18 protein-coding genes are annotated in these 20184 nt (G+C 52.3%); all 18 read right to left on the reverse strand.

The window, feature by feature from the left end:
* Positions 1 to 92 precede the first annotated feature (92 nt).
* Entirely contained in the window at positions 93 to 1049 is a 957-nt protein-coding gene (locus ACF8YQ_RS11730) for a hypothetical protein (RefSeq protein ID WP_396621486.1), read from the reverse strand.
* A gap of 6 nt (positions 1050 to 1055) precedes the next feature.
* Positions 1056 to 1736: a hypothetical protein gene (locus ACF8YQ_RS11735; RefSeq protein WP_396621487.1), complete on the reverse strand. Its 681-nt coding sequence runs from the start codon at positions 1734 to 1736 to the stop codon at positions 1056 to 1058.
* Positions 1737 to 1789: 53 nt separating this feature from the next.
* On the reverse strand, positions 1790 to 2875 hold the full coding sequence (locus tag ACF8YQ_RS11740; protein WP_396621488.1) for a glycosyltransferase family 61 protein: 1086 nt from the start codon (positions 2873 to 2875) through the stop codon (positions 1790 to 1792).
* Positions 2868 to 3782, reverse strand: a complete 915-nt coding sequence (locus tag ACF8YQ_RS11745) for a hypothetical protein (protein ID WP_396621489.1) — start codon at positions 3780 to 3782, stop codon at positions 2868 to 2870. The genes ACF8YQ_RS11740 and ACF8YQ_RS11745 overlap by 8 nt, the downstream gene beginning before the upstream one ends.
* On the reverse strand, positions 3782 to 5713 hold the full coding sequence (locus ACF8YQ_RS11750) for a rhamnan synthesis F family protein (RefSeq protein ID WP_396623300.1): 1932 nt from the start codon (positions 5711 to 5713) through the stop codon (positions 3782 to 3784). The genes ACF8YQ_RS11745 and ACF8YQ_RS11750 overlap by 1 nt, the downstream gene beginning before the upstream one ends.
* Positions 5714 to 5715: 2 nt before the next feature.
* Positions 5716 to 6762, reverse strand: coding sequence for an HAD family hydrolase (locus ACF8YQ_RS11755; protein WP_396621490.1), 1047 nt, complete (start codon positions 6760 to 6762; stop codon positions 5716 to 5718).
* A gap of 6 nt (positions 6763 to 6768) precedes the next feature.
* Entirely contained in the window at positions 6769 to 8061 is a 1293-nt protein-coding gene (locus tag ACF8YQ_RS11760; protein ID WP_396621491.1) for a hypothetical protein, read from the reverse strand.
* Entirely contained in the window at positions 8058 to 9629 is a 1572-nt protein-coding gene (gene pgm / locus ACF8YQ_RS11765; protein WP_396621492.1) for a phosphoglucomutase (alpha-D-glucose-1,6-bisphosphate-dependent), read from the reverse strand. Before pgm ends, ACF8YQ_RS11760 begins: the two co-directional genes overlap by 4 nt.
* Positions 9629 to 10492, reverse strand: coding sequence for a glucose-1-phosphate thymidylyltransferase RfbA (rfbA, locus tag ACF8YQ_RS11770; protein WP_396621493.1), 864 nt, complete (start codon positions 10490 to 10492; stop codon positions 9629 to 9631). The genes pgm and rfbA overlap by 1 nt, the downstream gene beginning before the upstream one ends.
* A 15-nt stretch (positions 10493 to 10507) precedes the next feature.
* The gene (locus ACF8YQ_RS11775) at positions 10508 to 11923 is read right to left on the reverse strand and encodes a glycosyltransferase (protein WP_396621494.1); all 1416 of its coding nucleotides are present in this window, start codon (positions 11921 to 11923) and stop codon (positions 10508 to 10510) included.
* Positions 11920 to 12432 carry a hypothetical protein gene (locus tag ACF8YQ_RS11780; RefSeq protein WP_396621495.1) on the reverse strand — a complete coding sequence of 171 codons (513 nt, stop codon included), beginning with the start codon at positions 12430 to 12432 and terminating at the stop codon, positions 11920 to 11922. The genes ACF8YQ_RS11775 and ACF8YQ_RS11780 overlap by 4 nt, the downstream gene beginning before the upstream one ends.
* A gap of 287 nt (positions 12433 to 12719) precedes the next feature.
* The gene (locus tag ACF8YQ_RS11785) at positions 12720 to 13361 is read right to left on the reverse strand and encodes an RES family NAD+ phosphorylase (RefSeq protein WP_396621496.1); all 642 of its coding nucleotides are present in this window, start codon (positions 13359 to 13361) and stop codon (positions 12720 to 12722) included.
* A gap of 17 nt (positions 13362 to 13378) precedes the next feature.
* The gene (locus ACF8YQ_RS11790) at positions 13379 to 13825 is read right to left on the reverse strand and encodes an antitoxin Xre-like helix-turn-helix domain-containing protein (RefSeq protein ID WP_396621497.1); all 447 of its coding nucleotides are present in this window, start codon (positions 13823 to 13825) and stop codon (positions 13379 to 13381) included.
* A gap of 129 nt (positions 13826 to 13954) precedes the next feature.
* Positions 13955 to 14212, reverse strand: coding sequence for a T6SS phospholipase effector Tle1-like catalytic domain-containing protein (locus ACF8YQ_RS11795; RefSeq protein WP_396621498.1), 258 nt, complete (start codon positions 14210 to 14212; stop codon positions 13955 to 13957).
* Positions 14213 to 14460: 248 nt separating this feature from the next.
* Positions 14461 to 15933 (reverse strand): glycosyltransferase family 2 protein, encoded by a 1473-nt coding sequence (locus ACF8YQ_RS11800; RefSeq protein ID WP_396621499.1) that lies wholly within the window; start codon positions 15931 to 15933, stop codon positions 14461 to 14463.
* Positions 15934 to 16050: 117 nt separating this feature from the next.
* On the reverse strand, positions 16051 to 16377 hold the full coding sequence (locus ACF8YQ_RS11805) for a helix-turn-helix domain-containing protein (RefSeq protein WP_396621500.1): 327 nt from the start codon (positions 16375 to 16377) through the stop codon (positions 16051 to 16053).
* 811 nt (positions 16378 to 17188) lie between these two features.
* Positions 17189 to 18943, reverse strand: coding sequence for a hypothetical protein (locus ACF8YQ_RS11810; protein WP_396621501.1), 1755 nt, complete (start codon positions 18941 to 18943; stop codon positions 17189 to 17191).
* A 37-nt stretch (positions 18944 to 18980) separates the two neighbouring features.
* On the reverse strand, positions 18981 to 20147 hold the full coding sequence (locus tag ACF8YQ_RS11815) for a nucleotide sugar dehydrogenase (protein WP_396621502.1): 1167 nt from the start codon (positions 20145 to 20147) through the stop codon (positions 18981 to 18983).
* Positions 20148 to 20184: the final 37 nt, after the last annotated feature.

A 20184-nucleotide genomic window follows, 5' to 3' on the forward strand; every position in this document is an offset into this window, starting at 1 on the left:
AAATTAGCACATCCGCGGACAATCGGTAGGGCAAAAAACACCACCCGCCAACATTTGACAGGATTTTACAAGCTCAGACTATCGTTTCTTGCTCAAGAATAAACAGATCCCGCCAACCGCTGGCCCGTATCTGAGCACACCACTTCGACCGACGCCCCCGAAGGAATCGACAACTCCGCGCTAAACCCAACAAACCCGCGTTTTGGCAAGCCAAAACAATGGAGTCGTTGCCTGTACTCATTAGACTTACACTGAGCTACCGTCTCACCGTCGACCAAAATATCTAACTCAACGTCAGCAAGCTCGAAACGCGGATCATCATAAAATGCATAACCCGAGATTCTATTATCCGAAGGCCGGTGAAACTGCCCCTTCACTATATGTTCGTTTTCTCCATGAACACGCCGAAGTTCATTAAAATATCGTTTTACAGCCTCATATAGATTTATATCTTTTTGGTTCACGGCCCTTGCAAGCTCCAGCTCTTCGGGAGTCAGGTCATATAGCTGCCGGCCTTTCTCAGAATTCTTATTTAATGACAGCCTTTCTATCTGAGCCCCAAAAAGCCTAGAAAAAAATTCAATACTCTCTGCATATTGCTCAGTAATGCCAATAAACCCCAACGCAGCCCAAGGGACCCCGGCCAAATATGACGACTGAACATTCCGGAAACGAGGATCTTTACAGTACTCATCAAAATCCCCCTCGAAACGATCAAAATCTCTTCTTTTTCGATGGCAGAACTCGGAATAAAAACGCTGAACAGGATCTCTAAGAAACGTCGCAAACTGGGTCAACGGAAAGAGCGTACTGTATTTCTTTGCAGGAAAGTGCCCACTTAAAACCTTTACTCCCTGAGCCTCCATCTCTCGCCGCATGCTCCAAAGCTCTGGAGTATGCTTACCATATAGATGATCAGTAACCATCCGGGATGTGCGGGAAAAGGCAGAACCAAAATCGTAGGCAACATGCTCTGCCCCAAACTTTTTGTCTAGTGCCTTGGAGAAACTTGTACCCGCAGTTTTTGGAATATGAACGAAAACAATCATAGAGTCTTATCTCTTATCAGCGTTTTTTAACAACGCAAGAACTTCGCTATAGAACATATATTCGAGCTGGTGGCGCTCCCTGAACTCTTGCGCGACCAAATGAGATGTTGGCTTCCGAATTTCACCTTTATTTTTGTGGGGGACGAGCTCAGGCATCTTTTTTCCAAGCGCATCAGAAAGCCCTGCAAGTGACCGCTCATATTCCTCTACAACACCTATATAGACAAACTCGGATATCACCTTTTTATAATTTTCCTTGTTCACCTCAAATGGCAACTGATCGAGCATCCAAAACTTGGCATTGGAAACAAAATGATCGACATCAGGAAACTTAGTCATAAATCTATCATAATTATTATCTAAACCTTTCTCCTTTCTTATTTTTGATCTTTTCAAATTAAAATAATACAGACTCTCAACAGATTTTAAAGGATCACGAACAAAAGTGATAAACTGGCTTGCTTCCGGATAATAATCCTTAACACTAACCTTTCTTTCAGGAACAAAATGACCATGAATACAAAGACCCGGAGATAGTTTTAGCTTTTCCGGCATCACCCCAGGTCTGTAATAATGCTCCCTATAAAAATCCCCGAACCAATCCTTTAAAACAGATGTCAATGATGACCCACCACACTTTGGGAGATGTATTGATATTAGCGATTTCTCGACATCATAGTCTTTCATAATAAAAAACGACTCTTTAAAAAGTTTAAGCTGCTACAAGATACCCACACCAACTAGCGTTCTAAAGAATTCAAAACACCGTCCAAATTTATTCGGTAAGCGTGCTCGCACCCTAAAGAATCTATCAAGGCCATCCGGACCTTACTGGCACGGGCAACCGATAAGTGCCTAAGATTCGTCCGGTTTCTCCTCCCCCAAATAACGACATGAGTATTTGGCCGGCAGAAGCCAATGCCATGCATAGCAGATCCGTCTTCGCCGACCACAACATCCGCATTGCGAAATAGCCTAACTTGATCATCAAAACTCAACCTTTCAGGGAAAGTCGCCCTGAAGCCAAGAGGCTCCAAAAGTTCATATAGCTCCTCTTGATTGGAAGCAAACGGGGGCTTATTTCTAAGAACAAGGAGTCTTGAATACCCCCCCGCCCCTTCATAAGGGTCTGATGCAACATTCGCGCTAATCGCGGCGAAGCTCTCTCTCAGACATTCGGAGGAATAAACCATTCCGTCTTTCGCGACCAACGGAAGGTAGGCGTGCCTTATTTGGAACGGGACCTCCTTGTCGTATTCTTTGATAACACCTTCCAGCCCAGCGTACTCAATAAATTTCCGCGCCCATTTCGGTACGGGGCGGGACAAGACCGGTATTTCCCTGTCAACAGAGCTTAGAAACTCACGAATCAACAACAACCTCGGAAAGAAATCCAACAACCAGTGCCCATAAACGCCAAACCCAGGCGTTGGCAAAACTACGGCCTCATCAAAAAACTTCAACTTTCCCAAATCCTGCTTGGCAAACTCCCTAAAATCAGCTTCCAGGTGCGGTGGATGCCAATTTAATGGAGATCCACCAATCAAAACCCTATGGCGCGCACTCAACAACATGCATCGGGGTCCGAACACCAAAAGGTCTTCAGCCTTCAGAAGTCGACGGGGCCAGATACCGGGACCACGCGAAAATCTATCCACCGCGGATTGGTATTCCCCAATCGAGCCAGGATCGAACGAGGCCACAGGCTCGTCGCGCCAGTGCTCCCCTATGTCAAAATAATCAAATTGCAACGGCGCCTTTAGCGAAGCACTCTCAAAGGCATTTGCATTGACCACTGCAAAACCACCAATGACTGTTCTACTCATTAGGCAAACGAACTCCGGGAGGAATCACCTTAACTGGCTCATAAACTTCCTTTTTTAACCTGGAAATATCGAACCCAAACTCATCTGCCAGTTTTTTATTACTTGCCGAAAAATGATCATCGAAGGCTTTCTGCTCTGGCACCGAAAACAAAACATAGCGATCATTTTGTTCCGGTATTTCAGAAAGTTGTGACAATATACGGTTACGAATTTCAAGAAAATCGCGTGGATTGTCAGCTGCCCGCGCCCTTGCCTGAAGAATCGCAAGTGACCGGGTCGGAAGAGAGGGATTTACGATTTTGCCGCTCTCGCCTTCAGACACGCCGATGTCAAAAAGGTTAAAGAAATCCCTAACGACTTCGCGGCTGTATGGGACAACATGAAGATTTTCACGACCAACCACCTTACTCCAACGCATAACGTTTTGATCAAAATTCAACCAGGCAAGGTTGCGCATCGCAAGAGTAAACATTGAAGCCCCATAACGAACGTTCGGATCTTTAACCAACTGGTTAAAAAGCGACAGTAACAGTTCGGACTGGGTACGCACGGTAAAGATAACTTTTACGGTTTCAAAATTAGATTCAACGAATGATTTAAATAAATCATTAGAAAAATAAAACGGTGACAACTCAGACGAAACCAAAACACTATCCGCATCTACAGACGACATTTCTCGTTGCAGCTGGTTCAAAGCCTCTGCCGGTGTGTGTTGCCCCTGGTAGCCCCCGACATCATTAAATGCCAGCGCAAAAGGATGGTGAGAATGATCAGGCCACTGCAGGGCTTGCGGGTAAAGGATCCCCTTTTGAAGAAATTCCCTGTGCTGCGCCTGCACTTGGGACTGAATCGCAGATGTGCCCGTTTTGGACCAGCCAACATGTAAATATAGAGTCGAGTACTTCATTAGCCACCGATAAATGCTGTAGAACCATTGACACTAACGAGCTTACCCCATTTAAGGATTTGCTCTTCTGGAGGCAAGCCTGAATCAAAAACCGAAGGAAATCCCATCAAACGCCATTTCTCCAGTGGGTTCAAAATATGTATAGTTGACAAAATGCCATAGTTTCCTGGGACTTGAGCATCGGATACAACATTATCGCCAATATGGGCAAATCGTTTAATACCCTCTGACTCCAAGTCTCGCACTACTATCTCCCACATCGAACCAGCATCCTTTCGCACCTGCATGGCACTTGAAACCATCAAGCGGTGAGGTGCCGTTACCCCAACCTTTTTCAGCATCAAGGCTATCTGGTCTTCCGTATAGTAGGTGTCAGAAATAATCCAGAGCTTATAACCCTCGCTACCAAGCTGGTTAAAAAGCGACACTATTTCTTGTCGAGGAACAACCATCCCCAGGTCAAACTCAAATTCATTATCTGCCCACTGCCTGGCAACACTTTTATCAACATCAAGAAGCTCAGAAAGCACTTCATAGGCTTCGTAGATGCTCACATCACCCTGAAACTTCTTGCGTTCTCTTGCCACCCACTCCGCGTGATTTCTCTGCTCTACGAAATCACGCACTGAGTGAACTCGGCCCTGCTCTACCAGCTCTTTGCCCAAAAGCATTTTGGCGTAGTCCGGATAATAATACTCCCGGCGCAGAAGTGTATCGAATACATCAAAACCAACACATTCCTGGCCTCGAATTAACGGAACATAGGTTTCAAAATCTGTGTAATACGAAGCCCCGATGTAAGTCTGATCAAAGGTAAGGTGGCCAGAGGTAGGAGCATAAAACAGCTCCCTGAAACCATTTTTCTCCGCCAACCGGCCAATAATCCGCTCCAGCCCATGCAGCATAGAACCATCATTAGGCAAGGGTTCTGCTGGAAAGTCCTCATAGTTCCAATCTCTTTCAAGCAGCTGCTTGAGTGCGGCAGGTCTCGCCCAAAACATTCCGCCTGCCGGGTAACTGATAAAACCCGAGATAGGGTCCAACTCCAGATCTTTCTCCCAGGCCTTCAGATTACCCGCATTCATCAGAACATGGTTTGTCCAGGTCGGCATGGCCCAGAAAGTGATCGGATAATACACACCAACCGATTCATCCCTGGCAAAGCGATTAAGAGCAGCCGTCGTGACTGCGCGGTCCCGTAACAGGTACTCGCAAAGATAATCAGCCCACTGCGTTTGCTCACGCCCGGAATAAAGCGATTTTTTGGAATGAAGGTGGCATACCAAATCGTAGCTGAGCAAAGCTGAACCAAACTCCACTAACAGTGGCCCAAAATTCCGGCCCCGGTTGGGAGCTACAACTACTTTCACAGTTGAAACATTTGCTACGGCAGAAAAAACCGCTTCGGCACGCGCAGTTATTTTTTCGTCAGAAACAGCGACAAAAACATCCACCTCTGCGGGGAACAGCTTTAGAGCATCAGCAAACTTTTCAATGAAGTCGTCATAGAAAATATGCAGGCAAACCGCAACCTTCATCACGGCCGCTTCCGCGCTCAACACCGGGTCAAATGGTTCGGTGCTCTTCGGTGTCCAACGTGCTTTTGCGGGCTGACAAGCTCGCCCCTCAGCCTGACCGAACGTCAGGTAGTGAAACAAAGGACTCAGCTCATTATGAAAAACATCGTGATTTTGCTTGTGATACGTCTCTGTATCAAAAAATGGAGACGGGTTGACCGGCGAGAACCGTGAAACCCTCATATAATCTTCAAATGCAGCTTTATGACTGTCGAACTTTTTGTGGTACGTATCCTCGTACCATACTGGATTGAACAACCCCGAATCCCTTGCTTGCCGCCACACGCCCCCCGACGGGTCGCTTACTTTTCCCCTTACGACCTTTTTAATTCCTTTTTTTACACTATTCAGCATAATCACAACCCAAAAACCTGCAGCGAATTAAGTTCACCATTGCCATAAAAATCGTCATCTATTCCAAACAGGTGCCAGGCAGCCTTGGGAATAGCACCTGGTGTCGTCACCATCACCCGATACAAATCTTCAATATCACTGACAGAATAATAGATATCGTGAGCCAAAAGCCTCTTAACCTCGTCAATGGCGCCACGAAAAATTACATCCAAGTCTTGGAAAAACTTCTGGGTAGGAGCCTCTTTGCCGTAAAAATACTTTAGGCCTGATGGAGACACACGAACATCAACCACCTGCGCATGCGGAGCTGTCATAAGGCTTTCCAGCAATAACGAGCGATCCAGAAGCATATGGCCTTGATTCCACTCAATCCCCTGATGAAAAACGCCCGACATTTTTGCTCGAAACGTTCCTACATTGTGACTGCCTGCTTTAAGAGCTATGAAATATAGTCCCGTAGTATCTTTTTTTAGCAAATGGGTTAGTAGCTTCTGAATCGTGCCTGAGTAGCCTATATCAAGAAACAAGGGTTCAATTTCAGGTTGGCTAAGGCCTGCCAGCTCAAACGATTCCTGAAGTCCTTCCAGTGTCGGTTTTACTGCACCGGCCAAAGCGGACTTATAGGGCTTAATCCATTCTCGAAGTTCACCAGCCTGATGGGGCAACTCCAGTTCTCGGTGAAGTATCTCACCGGGGAGTGTCGAAAAAGCTTCGTGCATACTGAATCCGAAACGACGAATCAGAAGATCCAGAACCGTCGATTTTCTGAACTCTGCTGAAAAAGCCATCTCCCAGGCATTTTCATCACCAAGCAAAGAACGTAACAAAACGGTTCGGGAGACCTTCAAGTACACTGGTTCGTTCTGAAAATTTGCCAAGCCGTCCGCTTTCAACTCCCCAAATAACTTATGGAACAGCCACCCTTCCCGAGCCAGACAAACGGGCAGGCGCTCTTCAGCGCTACTCTCCACCTCTCGGGCATAAACACTCAGAATCGGCCCCAAGAACATCTCGCCGAATTCATACAAGCTCCTATAACTTCCCTTCATTCCTTTTCAACCTTTAAATCTTTTTTCAAGCGCAATTCTCAAATCACGAATGACTGGCCCGTTCGGCCTTTGCTTTTCTGCCTGGCGAATCACGTTCAGCGCCTCGTTTTTATAGTCTTCAGAAACCAGAAACTGTGCCAAGGCCCTCAAGTGGTCTGCGGCAACTGTTTTAGGAGCCCGAAAAACCCGCAAAAACTCCTCCCTCATTACCTGCGGCGTTTCCGGCTCGCTGTATGGAATACCAATTACATCCGCCAATTTGTAAATTGCATATGGCACCCGCCGCTGAGTTAGGTTTTCCTCAACACGGGCTTGCAAATAACGAGACACCTCGGGAAGCTTTTCTGTCATCGCGCGCCCTAGAGTTAATACTCCGAGCGCATCTGGCACTTCAGGCTCACCAAGCGAATAGGGTGTTTTTAGGAAACCTTTCGGGGGGCTTTGCACAAGCTCTTTCAATAACCTGGCATTTGAATCCTCAAACGCCTGATAAGCGCTTCGTAGCACAGCGGGCTGCACCGGCAATCCACCTGCACGCCTTGGTGTCTCGTTATTTCGCCGATCTGAATAATGCTGGAGAAAGATGTCAACCTGGTGATTTATTGTTCGATCGTCCTGGATCAAAACTGTATTGAGTAACCTCTTAAGCTCAAGCGCTTCAGGCGCGTAACTCGTATTAATCAGTCGCTCAGGAACACGAAAGCCAGACAACGACAATCCCGAAACACCCAACCATTTCAAAAACGCAAATTCCACACGCCCCTTGGGCAAAGATGGCTTGTGATAAGCGAGAACACTCAGATTGTCTCGACCAACGGCCTCAGCCCATTCAAACAGGAGCTCGCCATTTACCCCGCGATTCTGAGACTGTGGCACCTTTTCCAAAACATTTTGGAGGGTTTGAGTGCCAAAGTGCCGCTTAACAGACTGATTGTGGTTGGCAATGACAAACTCAACCGGATGGCGCACAAAAGCTGCGACTGAGAGCTCATGCCCCTCAAACAACAACGGCAATGTTTTAGCTTGTGTGTAAAAACCTTCAGCCGAAAGAAGCAGAACCAAATTTTTCCGCGCTGCGGCTTTTAGCCAGGTATCCAGTTGCGCTCGCGCCTTGTCGAGTTCGCCATCGTCAATAAACCGGGCCAAACTGCCGTGGCCGCCTGAAATCTGATTACTGTCGAAGTTGTGCTTCGGGTAATAGTATCCGTGCCGAGCAAGCTGCTTGCGATTCTCATTAAGAAAATACTGCAGTGCAGAGGAGCCGGTTTTTGGTGTTCCAATGTGTAGAACGACTTTCATGCAGTCAGCCGCAACGCATGTTTTATCATCGCTTGCAGGAATGCCTCACCCACAAAACTCTCCCCATAAACCTTAACCAAATCCTCAGTCCCACTCGGCCTTACCGCAAACCAGCCATTCGCCGTAGTCACCTTCACCCCACCAATCGCAGCGCCATTTCCGGGTGCTTCGGTAAAGCAACCATTTACCGGGTCTCCGGCAATCTCGGTAAACGGAACATCATTGGCAGTCAGCGCCTTGAGCTTCTGTTTTTGTTCCGACGTGGCCGGGAAGTCTTTGCGTTGGTATACCGGCGCGCCGTAGGTTTCTGTCAGTGTTTGGTAATACTGGCTGGGCAGTTTACCGGTTTTGGCGAGAATTTCAGCCGCCAGCAGGCACAGAATGATGCCGTCTTTATCGGTACTCCAAGGGGTGCCAGCCATGGTCAGGAAGCTGGCGCCGGCGCTTTCTTCGCCGCCGAAGGCCAGGGTGCCCTGGTGCAGGCCTTCCACAAACCATTTGAAGCCTACGGGAACTTCATACAGTTCGCGGCCCAGGCCATCTACCACGCGGTCAATCATGGAAGACGACACCAGGGTTTTGCCAATTTTCAGTTCCGGCTTCCACTGGGGGCGGTTGCGAATCAGGTAGTCGATGCATACCGCCAGGTAGTGATTGGGGTTCATCAGGCCGGCGGCGTCTACTATGCCGTGGCGGTCTGCGTCCGGGTCGTTGCCGAAGGCCAGGTCGAAGCGGTCTTTTATATTCAGCAGGTTCGCCATGGCGGCGGTGCTGGAGCAATCCATGCGGATTTTGCCGTCGTGGTCTGGTGGCATGAAGGCAAATTCCGGGTCCTGGCTGCGGTTCACCACCTCCAGGTTCAGGCCGTACTGAAACGCAATCGCCTCCCACACCGCCAGGGCGGATCCACCCATGGGGTCTACGCCAATTTTCAGCCCACTGGCCGCAATGGCCGGCATATCTACCACGTCGCCCAGGGCCTGCACATACTGGCCTACGTAATCCCAGCGCTCAGCGTCGTTAATGGCCATACGCCGTGGGGAGGTTTTCACCCCCACCAGGCCGGCAGCCAGTAACTTGTTGGCGCGGCTTTCAATCCAGCCGGTGGCGTCTGTATTGGCCGGGCCGCCGTCTGGCGTGTTGTACTTGATACCACCATCTTCCGGCGGGTTGTGAGATGGCGTAATAATCAGGCCATCCGCCAGCTCACCTGACCCGCCCAGGTTATGCACCAGAATCGCGTGGGACACCAGCGGCGTAGGAGTAAAACCACCCTCCGCATCAATGCGAGTGCACACGCCATTACCGGCCAGAACTTGCAGCACGGTATCCATTGCCGGGGCAGACAGCGCGTGGGTGTCTTTGCCCACGTACAGCGGGCCATTAATGCCCTGACCGGCTCGCCACTCCACCACGGCCTGGGTGATGGCCATAAGGTGTTGTTCGTTGAAACTGTTGTTCAGCGCCGTGCCCCGGTGGCCAGAGGTGCCAAAGCTTACGCGCTCGGCTGGAGCTTCCGGGTTTGGGATGCGTTCTTTGTAGGCTGTCAGGAGTTTGGAGATGGTCATTACTTCACCAGGCGCTTGAGGTACTGCCCATAATGGGTCTTCTTCAGATCATCCGCACGTTGCAAAATAAAGTCTTTGCTCACCCACCCCTGGTTCCAGGCAATCTCTTCCAGACAAGCCACTTTCAGGCCCTGGCGGTGTTCTATAGTTTGCACGTACTGGGCGGCTTCCAGCAGGCTGTCGTGAGTGCCGGTGTCCAGCCAGGCGAAGCCCCGGCCCAGGCGCTCTACGTGCAGGTCGCCGCGTTCCAGGTAGGCATTGTTGACACAGGTGATTTCCAGCTCGCCGCGGCCAGACGGCTGCACATTTTTAGCGATTTCCACCACGTCGTTGTCGTAGAAGTACAGGCCCGTTACGGCATAGCTGCTCTTGGGCTTTTTCGGCTTTTCTTCAATGGAGATAGCCTTGCCTTCGGCATCAAACTCCACCACGCCAAAGCGCTCCGGGTCTTTCACCAGATACCCAAACACGGTGGCACCGTGAGGCTTCGCGGCGGCGCGTTTGAGCTGATCGCTGAAGTGCTGGCCATGAAAGATGTTGTCGCCCAGCACCAGGCACACGGAGTCTTTGCCGATAAAGTCTTCACCAATGATGAACGCTTGGGCCAGGCCGTCCGGGCTGGGTTGCACGGCGTAGCTGAACTTAACACCGAACTGCTCACCGTCGCCCAGCAGGCGTTCGTATTGCGGCAGGTCATCCGGAGTGGAGATAATCAGAATCTCCCGAATACCAGCCAGCATGAGTACCGAGATGGGGTAGTAGATCATCGGTTTGTCGTAGATGGGGAGCAGTTGCTTGGAAACCCCGTGGGTAATGGGGTGCAAGCGGGTGCCGGAGCCTCCGGCGAGGATGATGCCTTTCATTACTTCTCCTGAGTTTTAAAGACCTGCTTCTGTCACCTGATTGTACAGATTCCAGTAGTCTTCAGCCATTTGGGCGCAGCTGCGCTGGCCGTTTTCCTGCCAGTTTTTGACTTGTGCCAGGGCCTGCTGCCATTCACCCGGCTGGCTGGCCCGGAAAACGGCGTTCATCATGGCCTCGGCCGTAGCCTCCTCGGCCAGCCACCCTGCTCCGGTGCTCTTCAGCCGCTCGCCCACCGCCCCGGTGTTAAAGCCCACTACCGGCAAACCCGCGGCCCAGAGTTCCGTTAGGGTGTGGCACCAGGTTTCTGGCCATATGGACAACACCGCGCCCAGGTGGGGCTTAATTTCCGCCACATGGGCGAAGAAATCCTTACGTTGGTAGGCGCCGTGCACAATCACATTGGCTGGCATTTTGTCGCCAAACCCCTGCTGCAGAGTACCCAACACATGCCACTCTATATGAGCGAGCTCTGGCCGGTTGGCCAGGTGCTGCAAAATCTCCGCGCCTTTGGAAATGGCGATGTGCCCCGGCACCAACACCCGCACTGGTTCAGCCGGCGAAGGCGCCTGCGCCAGCTGCACCAGCTCCTTAAAATCCCGGCCGTGGGGGACTACGTCAAAAGGCTTGCCCGCCAACGCCGGAAACACATCCAGCATGATGTCTTTCACCGCCTGCACCGTCGCCACAAACCCGGAACACAGAGCCAGGGCACCTGCAAACTGGCCCTGCCAGGCATAGACCGCTTCATGCTTTAGCGGCAACACCTGCTCTTTCGGCCATAACTCCTGGTGACATTCCCCCAGAGTGGCGGTGCAGCGGCCGCCGCAGAAGTGACGGTTTTCATCCAGCAACTTCACCGATGGGCAGGCGGTGTAATAATCGTGGAACGAATACACCACCGGTACGTTGCGTTCATACGCTGCTTCAATCAACCCCAGGCTCTGGTAGGCAGAATGCCGAACGTGCACCAACGATACCCCAAGGGCATCCAGCCACTGGCCAACCACCGTGTCGAATTCGTTATCACTGTGGGGAAACGGTGCAATGGGCGCGGCTAAAAGATGCTCGGCGATGGTGGCATACACACCATGACAATACAGATACAAACAAAGATTTCGGCCGGTGCACCGAAGCACGAAGCAGTCTACCGGGCCATCATCTCTTGCAGCCAGGGCATTCATCAGGTCTTCATTGGTTTGCGGGGTGCCACCGGATTGCACCGAGAGCGCATAGAGCACCCGAAGCCCCTCCGCGCCTCTATTCTCCCGCAGCGGCCCTGGCAATCGCTTCTCGGCCAGGCCGTGGTTCAGATAGTGCTGCCATGGGTCCAGACCACTGGCCCGAACGTCCTCGTTTTGCTCCAGATACCATGTGGCATCAAACAGTTGCAGGCGTTGCAGCCGTTCAATCAATGGTTCGGGCTGGCTCATTCACCGTCCACAGGCGGCGCGAACGCCCGGCCTTCGTCACGGCCAAAGCGCAGATAATGGGCCAGCGGGTTGATGCCGGCCTTCGCCACATCGGCATTCGTGCGCAGGTAAAACGAGGAATCAAACTCCGGGCAAGGTTTGCGCCCTTCGAAAGCGCCATACAGCGTGTAATGGGCCGCCGGGGCCTTGGCAAATTTTTCGGATTTGGCAATATCCGGGTAGGTGGCCAGGTACCATTCCGCATCGAACAAATCGCTGCCCGCAATCAGCTCGATATGCTTGCGATTTTTTTCACGCTGCTCGTCGGTAATCTCCAGTTTCAGCGGCGCAGCAGCTGCCTTCCGGGCCTGCTGCTGAAGGGCTTCTATTTGCTGTTGCAGTGCATCTACCCCCGCCTGTTCTTTTTCCAGTTGTTCGGTCAGCCGGGCCACCTCTTCAAAACGCTGGGCAAGATCGGCTTTTTTTTGTTCCAGCTGCTCTTTCAATTGATTCAGGTTCTGGTCTGGCACACTTAATTCCTATTCAAAAGACTTAAAAACTTTTTCGCCACGAAATCCACTAAAACCACGAACAAAGATTTTAGTGGATGTATCACCGCAGTATACCAGCCGGCGCCTTGAACGCACGCCGCTCCGGGCCCCTTGGAAGGAAAAGCCCCCCGGCGCCTTTGGCGCTTTGGTGCCAAGCAAACGCCGCCTTGCGGTACTCGGCCCTTACGCCGGCGATATCGGGGTATTGTTGCAGGTACCAGTGGGGTTCGAACCACTTTGAGGAGGATAAAGCCAAAGTAACACCTTTATAGGGCATGGTATGCGTCTATGTGGGCATACTGCGTAAACTGCCGCCCGTTCCATGCCAAAACGTAATGCCCGGCCTGGGTGACCGGGGTGGTCGCGGGTGGCCTTAGCAGAGCTACAGCCTCTGCCCCCGGAGACCGCACAGAGCTGTATAGGATCCCGTACTCGCCCGCACTAAGGAGCTCTGCAGCCAGTTGTTGGCCCGGTTGGTAATCGGTAGCGCGCCTATATTCCGGTTGCCCCCGTACGTCTACCAACAGCTTGGTGACATGCCCGGTGTAACAGCGCACAACGGCTGAAAAATCATTGCCCACCCCAAAGCCCTGCCACACCTTACCGGTGTGATGCGCCCATTCCCGCAGGGCTGTCTCCAGGCAATCACCGGCGTAATAGGCACCCCGGCTTGCGGTGTTGAACCGGCCCTCTGCCGGGTAGCAGAAAGACGCCATAACCGCACCCCAACCTTCACCGGCGCGGTAATCCTCTTCCAGAACATACCTCGGCCAGTTCACCACCCGATCACTGGTGGCCGATTCCAACTCCCCCAAAATAAGATGATCCGGGCTTTCGAACACATCGATAGGCGGATACTTGCTGTGAATAACCCGATGATGCTTCCACCGCGGTTGAGTTCTGTTCATAGAACTGACGGCCTTTCTCAGCCGCGCATGGCATCCAGATTTCGGCGCACATAGTACAGAGCGTCCATCGTACCCTGGGCCAGAAGATAGTCCCGAATCGAACGGCCACGCAAGCCCATCAAGTCGATGGGTTTGCAGAACCATTCGTACGCCATGCGCTCATGGCCGGCCGGAGTGATCAGGGTTAAGGCCTTGTGGATACCCAGCAGCAGGCTGATCCGCTCCATGGTATCTCGAGACACCTCTACCTCCTGGCCGGCATTCAGCTTTTGCTGCCAATCGTTCAGGGTGCGCCGCTTCACCCCGCCAAGCAGCTCACCAAGTTCTTCCATGGTGAGAGACCAGGCATCACGACGCTCAAAGAGCCAGCGCAGGCCGGCGCTGCTATGCCGGGCGGTAAGAGTTGGCCCAAGCTGCGTTGGTGGCTGGTGGTCAACCTGATGGTGTGTTTGGTATGCGTGCATGGCTTTGCCTCCTGCATTGCCGTGAGTTGGTTGAGCGTTTTTCAACACCCCAAAGTATAGAGAACATTTTCAGCGTGAGCAAAATTGCGCAGCCTATCGCAATATACGCATTATTGCCCACCTATCAGCTCAATACCATCCCACCCCAACCACTCTAATGGCCACCGCATGGCGGGCGTGGTTGATGATGCTGCTGGGCTCGGTGTCCTGGAACAGATACTTGTCGGAACCCAAGCTACCCAGAAACGGCGCCGGAATGCCCAGGGCACCGACGGTATCGAACACGCCAATAAAGTGAATGCGACTGATATCCGCCAGCGCGTAGTTCTTGCGAAAGGTACCGGCTTTTTCGCGCCCGGGGGCGCTGGCCGGGCCACAGACACTCACGGACCCACCCGGACAAAAAACAAAGTGAGGGGTAATCTATTCATCCGGTATCGTTCTGCCTTGGGCGGCATCATTGCGTACATCCTGTCCACCTATGGTTTAAGGCCAATTAATGCCTTGGCGGCAGATATAAATCCGCAGGCCTCTGGCAGATGGGTGGGTCTGACCCCAAGGGGTCAGACCCCTTTGTAGCCTGCCTGGCCTGGTGGATTAATGGGTGCCAGGTGTCATTTATGGCACAAGACATGTCATCGAAGTATGTCTGCCGGTGCGGTAAACGGGCGGTTTTGCGGCTTGTGGGGCATGTAGAGTTGTTCGGCGCCGGTGGCATTTTCGTGCCAGGCAAACGCGGCTTTGCGGTACTCGGCCCTGACACCCGCGAACTGGGTGGCCAGGTGGGTGGCCGGCAGCACCGTGAGGGCGGTGGGCACTACCCTGCCAAACGCCAGGGGTATACCCGGCAGCACTTCGCCAGTACTTTGCGGGCCGAAGGCGGCGCGTATGCGGTAATAGTATTCGGTGTCTGCCTCTACCCGCACCTCATCCCAGTAGCCCAGGGTTTCAAACACCACGCGGCGAAACATCAACGAGGACGTGTTGCGGTAAATCCACCCCTCTTCCATACGCCAGCGCGTAAACTGAAGCTCCGGCGTGCAGCGCACCCAATGAGAATTGCAGGCCATCCACTGAGAGTTTTCCTGCAAGGCCCGCCACTGCAGCTCCAGTTTGCGCGGGTGCGACCAGTCGTCGGCATCGTGTACGGTGATAAAATCGCCACGGGCCTCGGCCAGGCCACGGTTACGGGCTGCATAGGCGCCGGCATTGCTCGGTTGGCGAAGTACCCGCACATTCGGGTGCTGGCGCGCGAAGGTTTCTGCCACGGTGGCGGTGTTGTCGGTAGAGGCATCGTCTACCACAAGAATTTCCACTGCCCCGGGGCAAGCAACAACCAAAGACTGATCGACCAGGCTTTTCAGCGCCGTACTCAGCCCTTGCTCCGAGTTGTAGGCCGGGATAATCACCGAAACCAGCGGTGTTTTGGCCGGGGTAACCTGTACCTCTGGCAACGGGCGATCCACCGCAAGATTATCCAGCTGAAGCGCCCCATTTGGGTCGACCAGTTTCGCCGCCTCAAGCCCAACCTGCTGCCACACCCGGTTAATCCAGCCCAGGCGTTGGGCTTGCCAGGCCTGCTTTACCGATGAAGGCGCCCGGGCATAGTGCGTGGCTTTGGCCGCCAACACATTTGCCGTCGCCAGGCTGGCGTCTGCCCATGCGCGTTCTTGCTGTTGCAAGCCACCCAACCGGTGCCAGGCTTTTGCCAGCTGGCCAGTGCGCACCAGGGCTTCTACGGCAAGCAGTTCCGGGCCGTGATGTGCCGGTAACCTTTGCCCTGCCTGAGCACGCCCTGCCAGCACCCTGGCCGCTTGTGGCCAGTTGTCCTGCCAGGCATGCCAGCGGCCCAGTGCAAAGGCTGCATAAGAAGCTTCCAACGGGTTATCACTGGCGGCCAGTGTCGATAACGCCTGAACACACTCGCGCTCTGGCTGCTCCTTTTGCCACAAAGCCTGATCCCACTCCAGCGACTGCAGCCGACACGGCAGCCGGCCCTCGTTGATGCCGTGGTTCAGGTAGTGTTCAAGCGGGTTGAGGCCGGCGCGAGCGATATCGGGGTATTGTTGCAGGTACCAGTAGGGGTCAAACCATTTTTCGGGTGTCACAACCAAGAGAACGTCTCTAACATGCGGCGTGTCGGTAGATAGTGAATGAGCTTAAGGGCAAGACATTCAAACATCCAAATGCCGGAAATCCAAAGAATGAAGATTGTTGATCGTCTGCTAATACATAGCCCGATGCTTATCAGGGTCAACCACTTCAACCCGCTCACTGGCTTTACGCAACACCACGTCAAACTCCATACCAATAGCGCGGCATACCTCAAACATGGTCTTCAAGGTAAGGTTAGAATTGCCTGTCAGCACTTTGGTTACCCGGCTAGGTTTCCAGGCAAGCTTCTTCGCCAATTCGCCCCGGCTCAACCCTGCCTTTTCTACGGCACTCGCCAAAGCAATCGCAACGTCTTGGGTTTTGGCTTCAAACTGGGTGCTTTCGTCTTCCCACAGGGACTCAAACAGTTCAGAAAATTCGTGATTAACAGTATTCACAGTCACCTCCGTGGTGGCGAGGAAGATAAAGAATTATCTGGCTCTAACACGAGCTCTCCTTTCTTCTCCGCATCTATGCGCAGTTGCTGAAATAATCATTCTCACAGGCGGCAACCACTACCCAGCTGTTATCAACCAGTTTCGGCTCTGGCTGAACTGGAACTCGAATGCTCTGGAACGTAATTCGTTTGAGATGGAGAGGCATATTAACTTTTAAGTGAAATCCGTTCAAGTTGCCTAGCTGGAGCTGGGCTCGATTTCGTCCACCATAGGGCACAGGTTCAATTGAACCAAATCAATGCCATTTCAAAGTGCATGGTATGCGTTTATGTGAGCATACTGAGTAAACTGCTGCCCGTTCCATGCCAAAACATAATGCCGGGCGGTAAGAGTTTGGCCCAAGTTGCGTTGGTGGCTGGTGGTCAACCTTAATTCCTGCAGGTACCAATCGGGATCACCATCCGCTCCGCTAGTAACCGATCGCTCAAGCTCGCCTTCATAATGTTGCTCTACTGCGGGTATTGCTGCTGATACTGTTCCATTTCATTATCACCCTGGGCTGTGTAGGTGTCGATAAAGTCCAGGTGCTTGAGCCGCTTCTCCGGATCCGCCTCCAGGGTGCGCAGCAGGGGTAATCAAGAATCAGGTTCTGAAAGTTCTGGTCGTGCCTGATTGGCGTGCCGCTGGTCCGCGGCATGAATCATCCTTGTTGAAACAGTGCAGGCCAGCCATTGTATTGAGATAACTACACACCGCCAATAAAAACTGGTTATTTGTAAACCCACACTAATTTAGTTTATCGAGCCAAATACTATAACTCTCGTTCTTTAACATTATTCCCGGGCCACTCCTGCATCAAACATTCAAGCGCACCGATTCCTGCAATTATGTCGCTCAATACCTCGTGAGAAATCACTCTACCATGGGCTGCGTCATTCCGGACGTCCATCACCTTGCGAATGGCGCTGAGGTGCTTTCTACCAAAATCGGGCTTCAACCCCATCTTCTTGTACACGTCCAACTGCCTGTGAATAGGCGGCACCCGATCGGGGTCCTGGTTCGGCGCCAGAGTCACTTTTTCAACCTCAGCTCGAACCTCAGCAGAGAGCTTATCCCCGTAGCGCCGCAGAAACTGATCTTTCGTGTTTTCCCTAACTTCACCAATTCGAGGGGAAACCACCTCAGCAATAAACGCCTCGTAAGCACCAGCGAAATCTATCACTGCCCTGCGCACGCTGTACGCGGAAACATGAAACTTGGCACTCTCCAGAAGCTCGCGTGCGAAACCAGGATATTGAACCTCAAAGGGTTTCAATAGAACCTCTTCATTGAGATGAGGTGCACCGGCACTTACCCGCACAAGCTCCAAATTCAGCATGGGGATGTCACGCGTGAGGTTGCCTTTTGAATCAAACTGCTTGAAAGCAAGCTGATTCAGATCGCCTGGAATCACCTCAGGAATATCGCTGCGACCAGTATCCGCCCTTAGCCCCACAATAAATTCATTTAGCTTACGGACCGCTCCCTTTATGGCTTCTGGATAGGTATGGATATTTTTGTATTGTTCGTCGCCAGGCGGGAGCGCAAAATCTATTGCCAGATTCCCAGGAAGCCAAAGTTCAACAACGCTCTGCGCGTATAGACCGGACGGATTCATCATGCTATCCAGCCGCATGCCTTGTGATGCTTTCCAGCTTGCACGGGAACTAATCACTCGCGTGTGTCGGACCAAAAGAATTAAATCATCGGACTTGTAAACTCCCTCCAAAATAGGGAGCGCAAATGGTAACTGGCACTTTAACCAACAGCCCGGTGTAGGACGAAGCGAATCAAACTCCACCTGTGCGTTTTTTATTGCTGGATGATAACCAAGACTTCGGTCATCGAAGACCCCATCCACATATTGGGAACTTTGAAGGTAAAACTGCCCTGGATCCAAATCGAGATACTCAAAGAGCGCTGCAGCCGCCATCGCCTTCCCGGCGGGGTGTCTTAGATCTTCCTCGACAATCGCATTAAAGACGGATTCAGCCTCAAAGCCCTCTTCCGGAAGTGCTTCCCTGGCGACATCAAGTGCTCTTTGCGCCTCAGGGTGTCCATCTAGTACCAAGCGATGAAGTTGCAAAAGGCGAAACCGAGTCTGTGCCGTCGAAATGCCAGGGCATGGTTCCAAAATCATTGACAATAGCGCATCCGGCCCACCCCTGGTCCATAGCGGTTTTGGCTGCAGATTCTCTTTTGCAGCGGCAATCGTCTGCAGTTCCGAGTTAAGCTGTTGGGCTATCGCCAGCTCGGTGTCTGCGTTACTGGCAGCACGGAGCTCCGGAACGCCATCAATAGCAGATATCAGATGAGCAATTCCACGAGCAACCTCGCCCCAGTCTCCACCGCTCCCTGCAGGTATGTTCAATTCTGGGTAAAGCGTGGGTTTATGTATTGACGCGGGCCCAACGGGCCGCCCGCCCTCATAAACGTTCAAAAAAGGAGCACTGCCGCCTAGCTTCGTCTGAAGTTGGCGAAAAATAGGAACAACCCGTCCATCAATCCAGACTTTACCGTTAGCCATTTATCGTCCTACTACCCCAAGCAGTCAGCCCTTTTAATCAGTCACTCCCAAACAAATCCCGCGTGTAAACCTTCTCCCGCACGTCTTCCAGCTCCGGCGCCATTCGGTTGGCCAGTATGACGTCTGCCTCCTGCTTGAATGCCTCGAAGTCTTCCACAACGCGGGAGTGGTAAAACTCAGCCTGCTCCAGCACGGGTTCGTAGACGATAACCTCAACACCTTTGGCCTTAATGCGCTTCATCACACCCTGCATGGCGCTGGCCCGAAAGTTATCGGAACCGGTTTTCATAATCAGGCGGTAAACACCGACCACTTGCGGATTACGACGCAATACCGCATCGGCCACAAAATCCTTGCGGGTGCGGTTGGCATCCACAATCGCCTGGATGAGGTTATTAGGCACATCATCATAGTTGGCCAGCAGTTGTTTGGTGTCTTTCGGCAGACAGTAACCACCGTAACCGAATGAGGGGTTGTTATAGTGCTTACCTATGCGTGGGTCCAGCCCTACCCCGTCGATAATCTGTTTGGTATCCAGGCCATGGCTTTCGGCGTAAGTGTCCAGCTCGTTGAAATAGGCCACACGCATCGCCAGGTAGGTGTTGGAGAACAGCTTGATGGCCTCGGCCTCTGTGCTGTCAACAAACAAAACGGGCACATCTTTTTTTACCGCCCCTTCCCGCAACAGCGCCGCGAACGTCTCGGCACGCTCCGAGCGCTCACCCACGATAATCCTTGACGGGTATAGGTTGTCGTAAAGCGCCTTACCCTCGCGGAGGAACTCCGGTGAGAACATCAGGTTGTTGGTCCCAAACCGCTCACTGGCCTCCCGGGTAAAGCCAACGGGAACTGTCGACTTGATTACCATCACCGCCTTCGGGTTGATGGCCATGACATCCTGAATCACCGATTCCACGGTGCCGGTGTTGAAGTAATTGGTTTCGGGATCGTAATCCGTGGGGGTGGCGATAATCACGAAGTCCGCGTTGGTGTAGGCCTGTGTCTTGTCCAGCGTTGCGCAGAAATTCAGCTCTTTTTCGGCCAGGAAGCGGTTAATTTCCGAGTCTTCAATGGGGCTGACTTTGTCGTTCAGCAGCTGGACTTTGTGGGTATCGATATCCAGTGCAACCACTTCGTGATGCTGGGCCAAGAGCACAGCGTTGGAGAGGCCGACGTAGCCGGTGCCGGCGATGGCGATTTTCATTGAAACGCACCCAAATTTTAGATCAAGTTGGAACAAA

The sequence above is a fragment of the Marinobacter sp. W-8 genome (genome assembly GCF_044342215.1).
GTDB lineage: Bacteria > Pseudomonadota > Gammaproteobacteria > Pseudomonadales > Oleiphilaceae > Marinobacter > Marinobacter nauticus.

Bases quoted from the DNA above. Each gene is read 5' to 3' on its own strand.
- ACF8YQ_RS11730 (WP_396621486.1), bottom strand. From the start codon at position 1,049: ATGATTGTTTTCGTTCATATTCCAAAAACTGCGGGTACAAGTTTCTCC.
- ACF8YQ_RS11735 (WP_396621487.1), bottom strand. From the start codon at position 1,736: ATGAAAGACTATGATGTCGAGAAATCGCTAATATCAATACATCTCCCA.
- ACF8YQ_RS11740 (WP_396621488.1), bottom strand. From the start codon at position 2,875: ATGAGTAGAACAGTCATTGGTGGTTTTGCAGTGGTCAATGCAAATGCC.
- ACF8YQ_RS11745 (WP_396621489.1), bottom strand. From the start codon at position 3,782: ATGAAGTACTCGACTCTATATTTACATGTTGGCTGGTCCAAAACGGGC.
- ACF8YQ_RS11750 (WP_396623300.1), bottom strand. From the start codon at position 5,713: ATGCTGAATAGTGTAAAAAAAGGAATTAAAAAGGTCGTAAGGGGAAAA.
- ACF8YQ_RS11755 (WP_396621490.1), bottom strand. From the start codon at position 6,762: ATGAAGGGAAGTTATAGGAGCTTGTATGAATTCGGCGAGATGTTCTTG.
- ACF8YQ_RS11760 (WP_396621491.1), bottom strand. From the start codon at position 8,061: ATGAAAGTCGTTCTACACATTGGAACACCAAAAACCGGCTCCTCTGCA.
- pgm (WP_396621492.1), bottom strand. From the start codon at position 9,629: ATGACCATCTCCAAACTCCTGACAGCCTACAAAGAACGCATCCCAAAC.
- rfbA (WP_396621493.1), bottom strand. From the start codon at position 10,492: ATGAAAGGCATCATCCTCGCCGGAGGCTCCGGCACCCGCTTGCACCCC.
- ACF8YQ_RS11775 (WP_396621494.1), bottom strand. From the start codon at position 11,923: ATGAGCCAGCCCGAACCATTGATTGAACGGCTGCAACGCCTGCAACTG.
- ACF8YQ_RS11785 (WP_396621496.1), bottom strand. From the start codon at position 13,361: ATGAACAGAACTCAACCGCGGTGGAAGCATCATCGGGTTATTCACAGC.
- ACF8YQ_RS11790 (WP_396621497.1), bottom strand. From the start codon at position 13,825: ATGCACGCATACCAAACACACCATCAGGTTGACCACCAGCCACCAACG.
- ACF8YQ_RS11810 (WP_396621501.1), bottom strand. From the start codon at position 18,943: ATGGCTAACGGTAAAGTCTGGATTGATGGACGGGTTGTTCCTATTTTT.
- ACF8YQ_RS11815 (WP_396621502.1), bottom strand. From the start codon at position 20,147: ATGAAAATCGCCATCGCCGGCACCGGCTACGTCGGCCTCTCCAACGCT.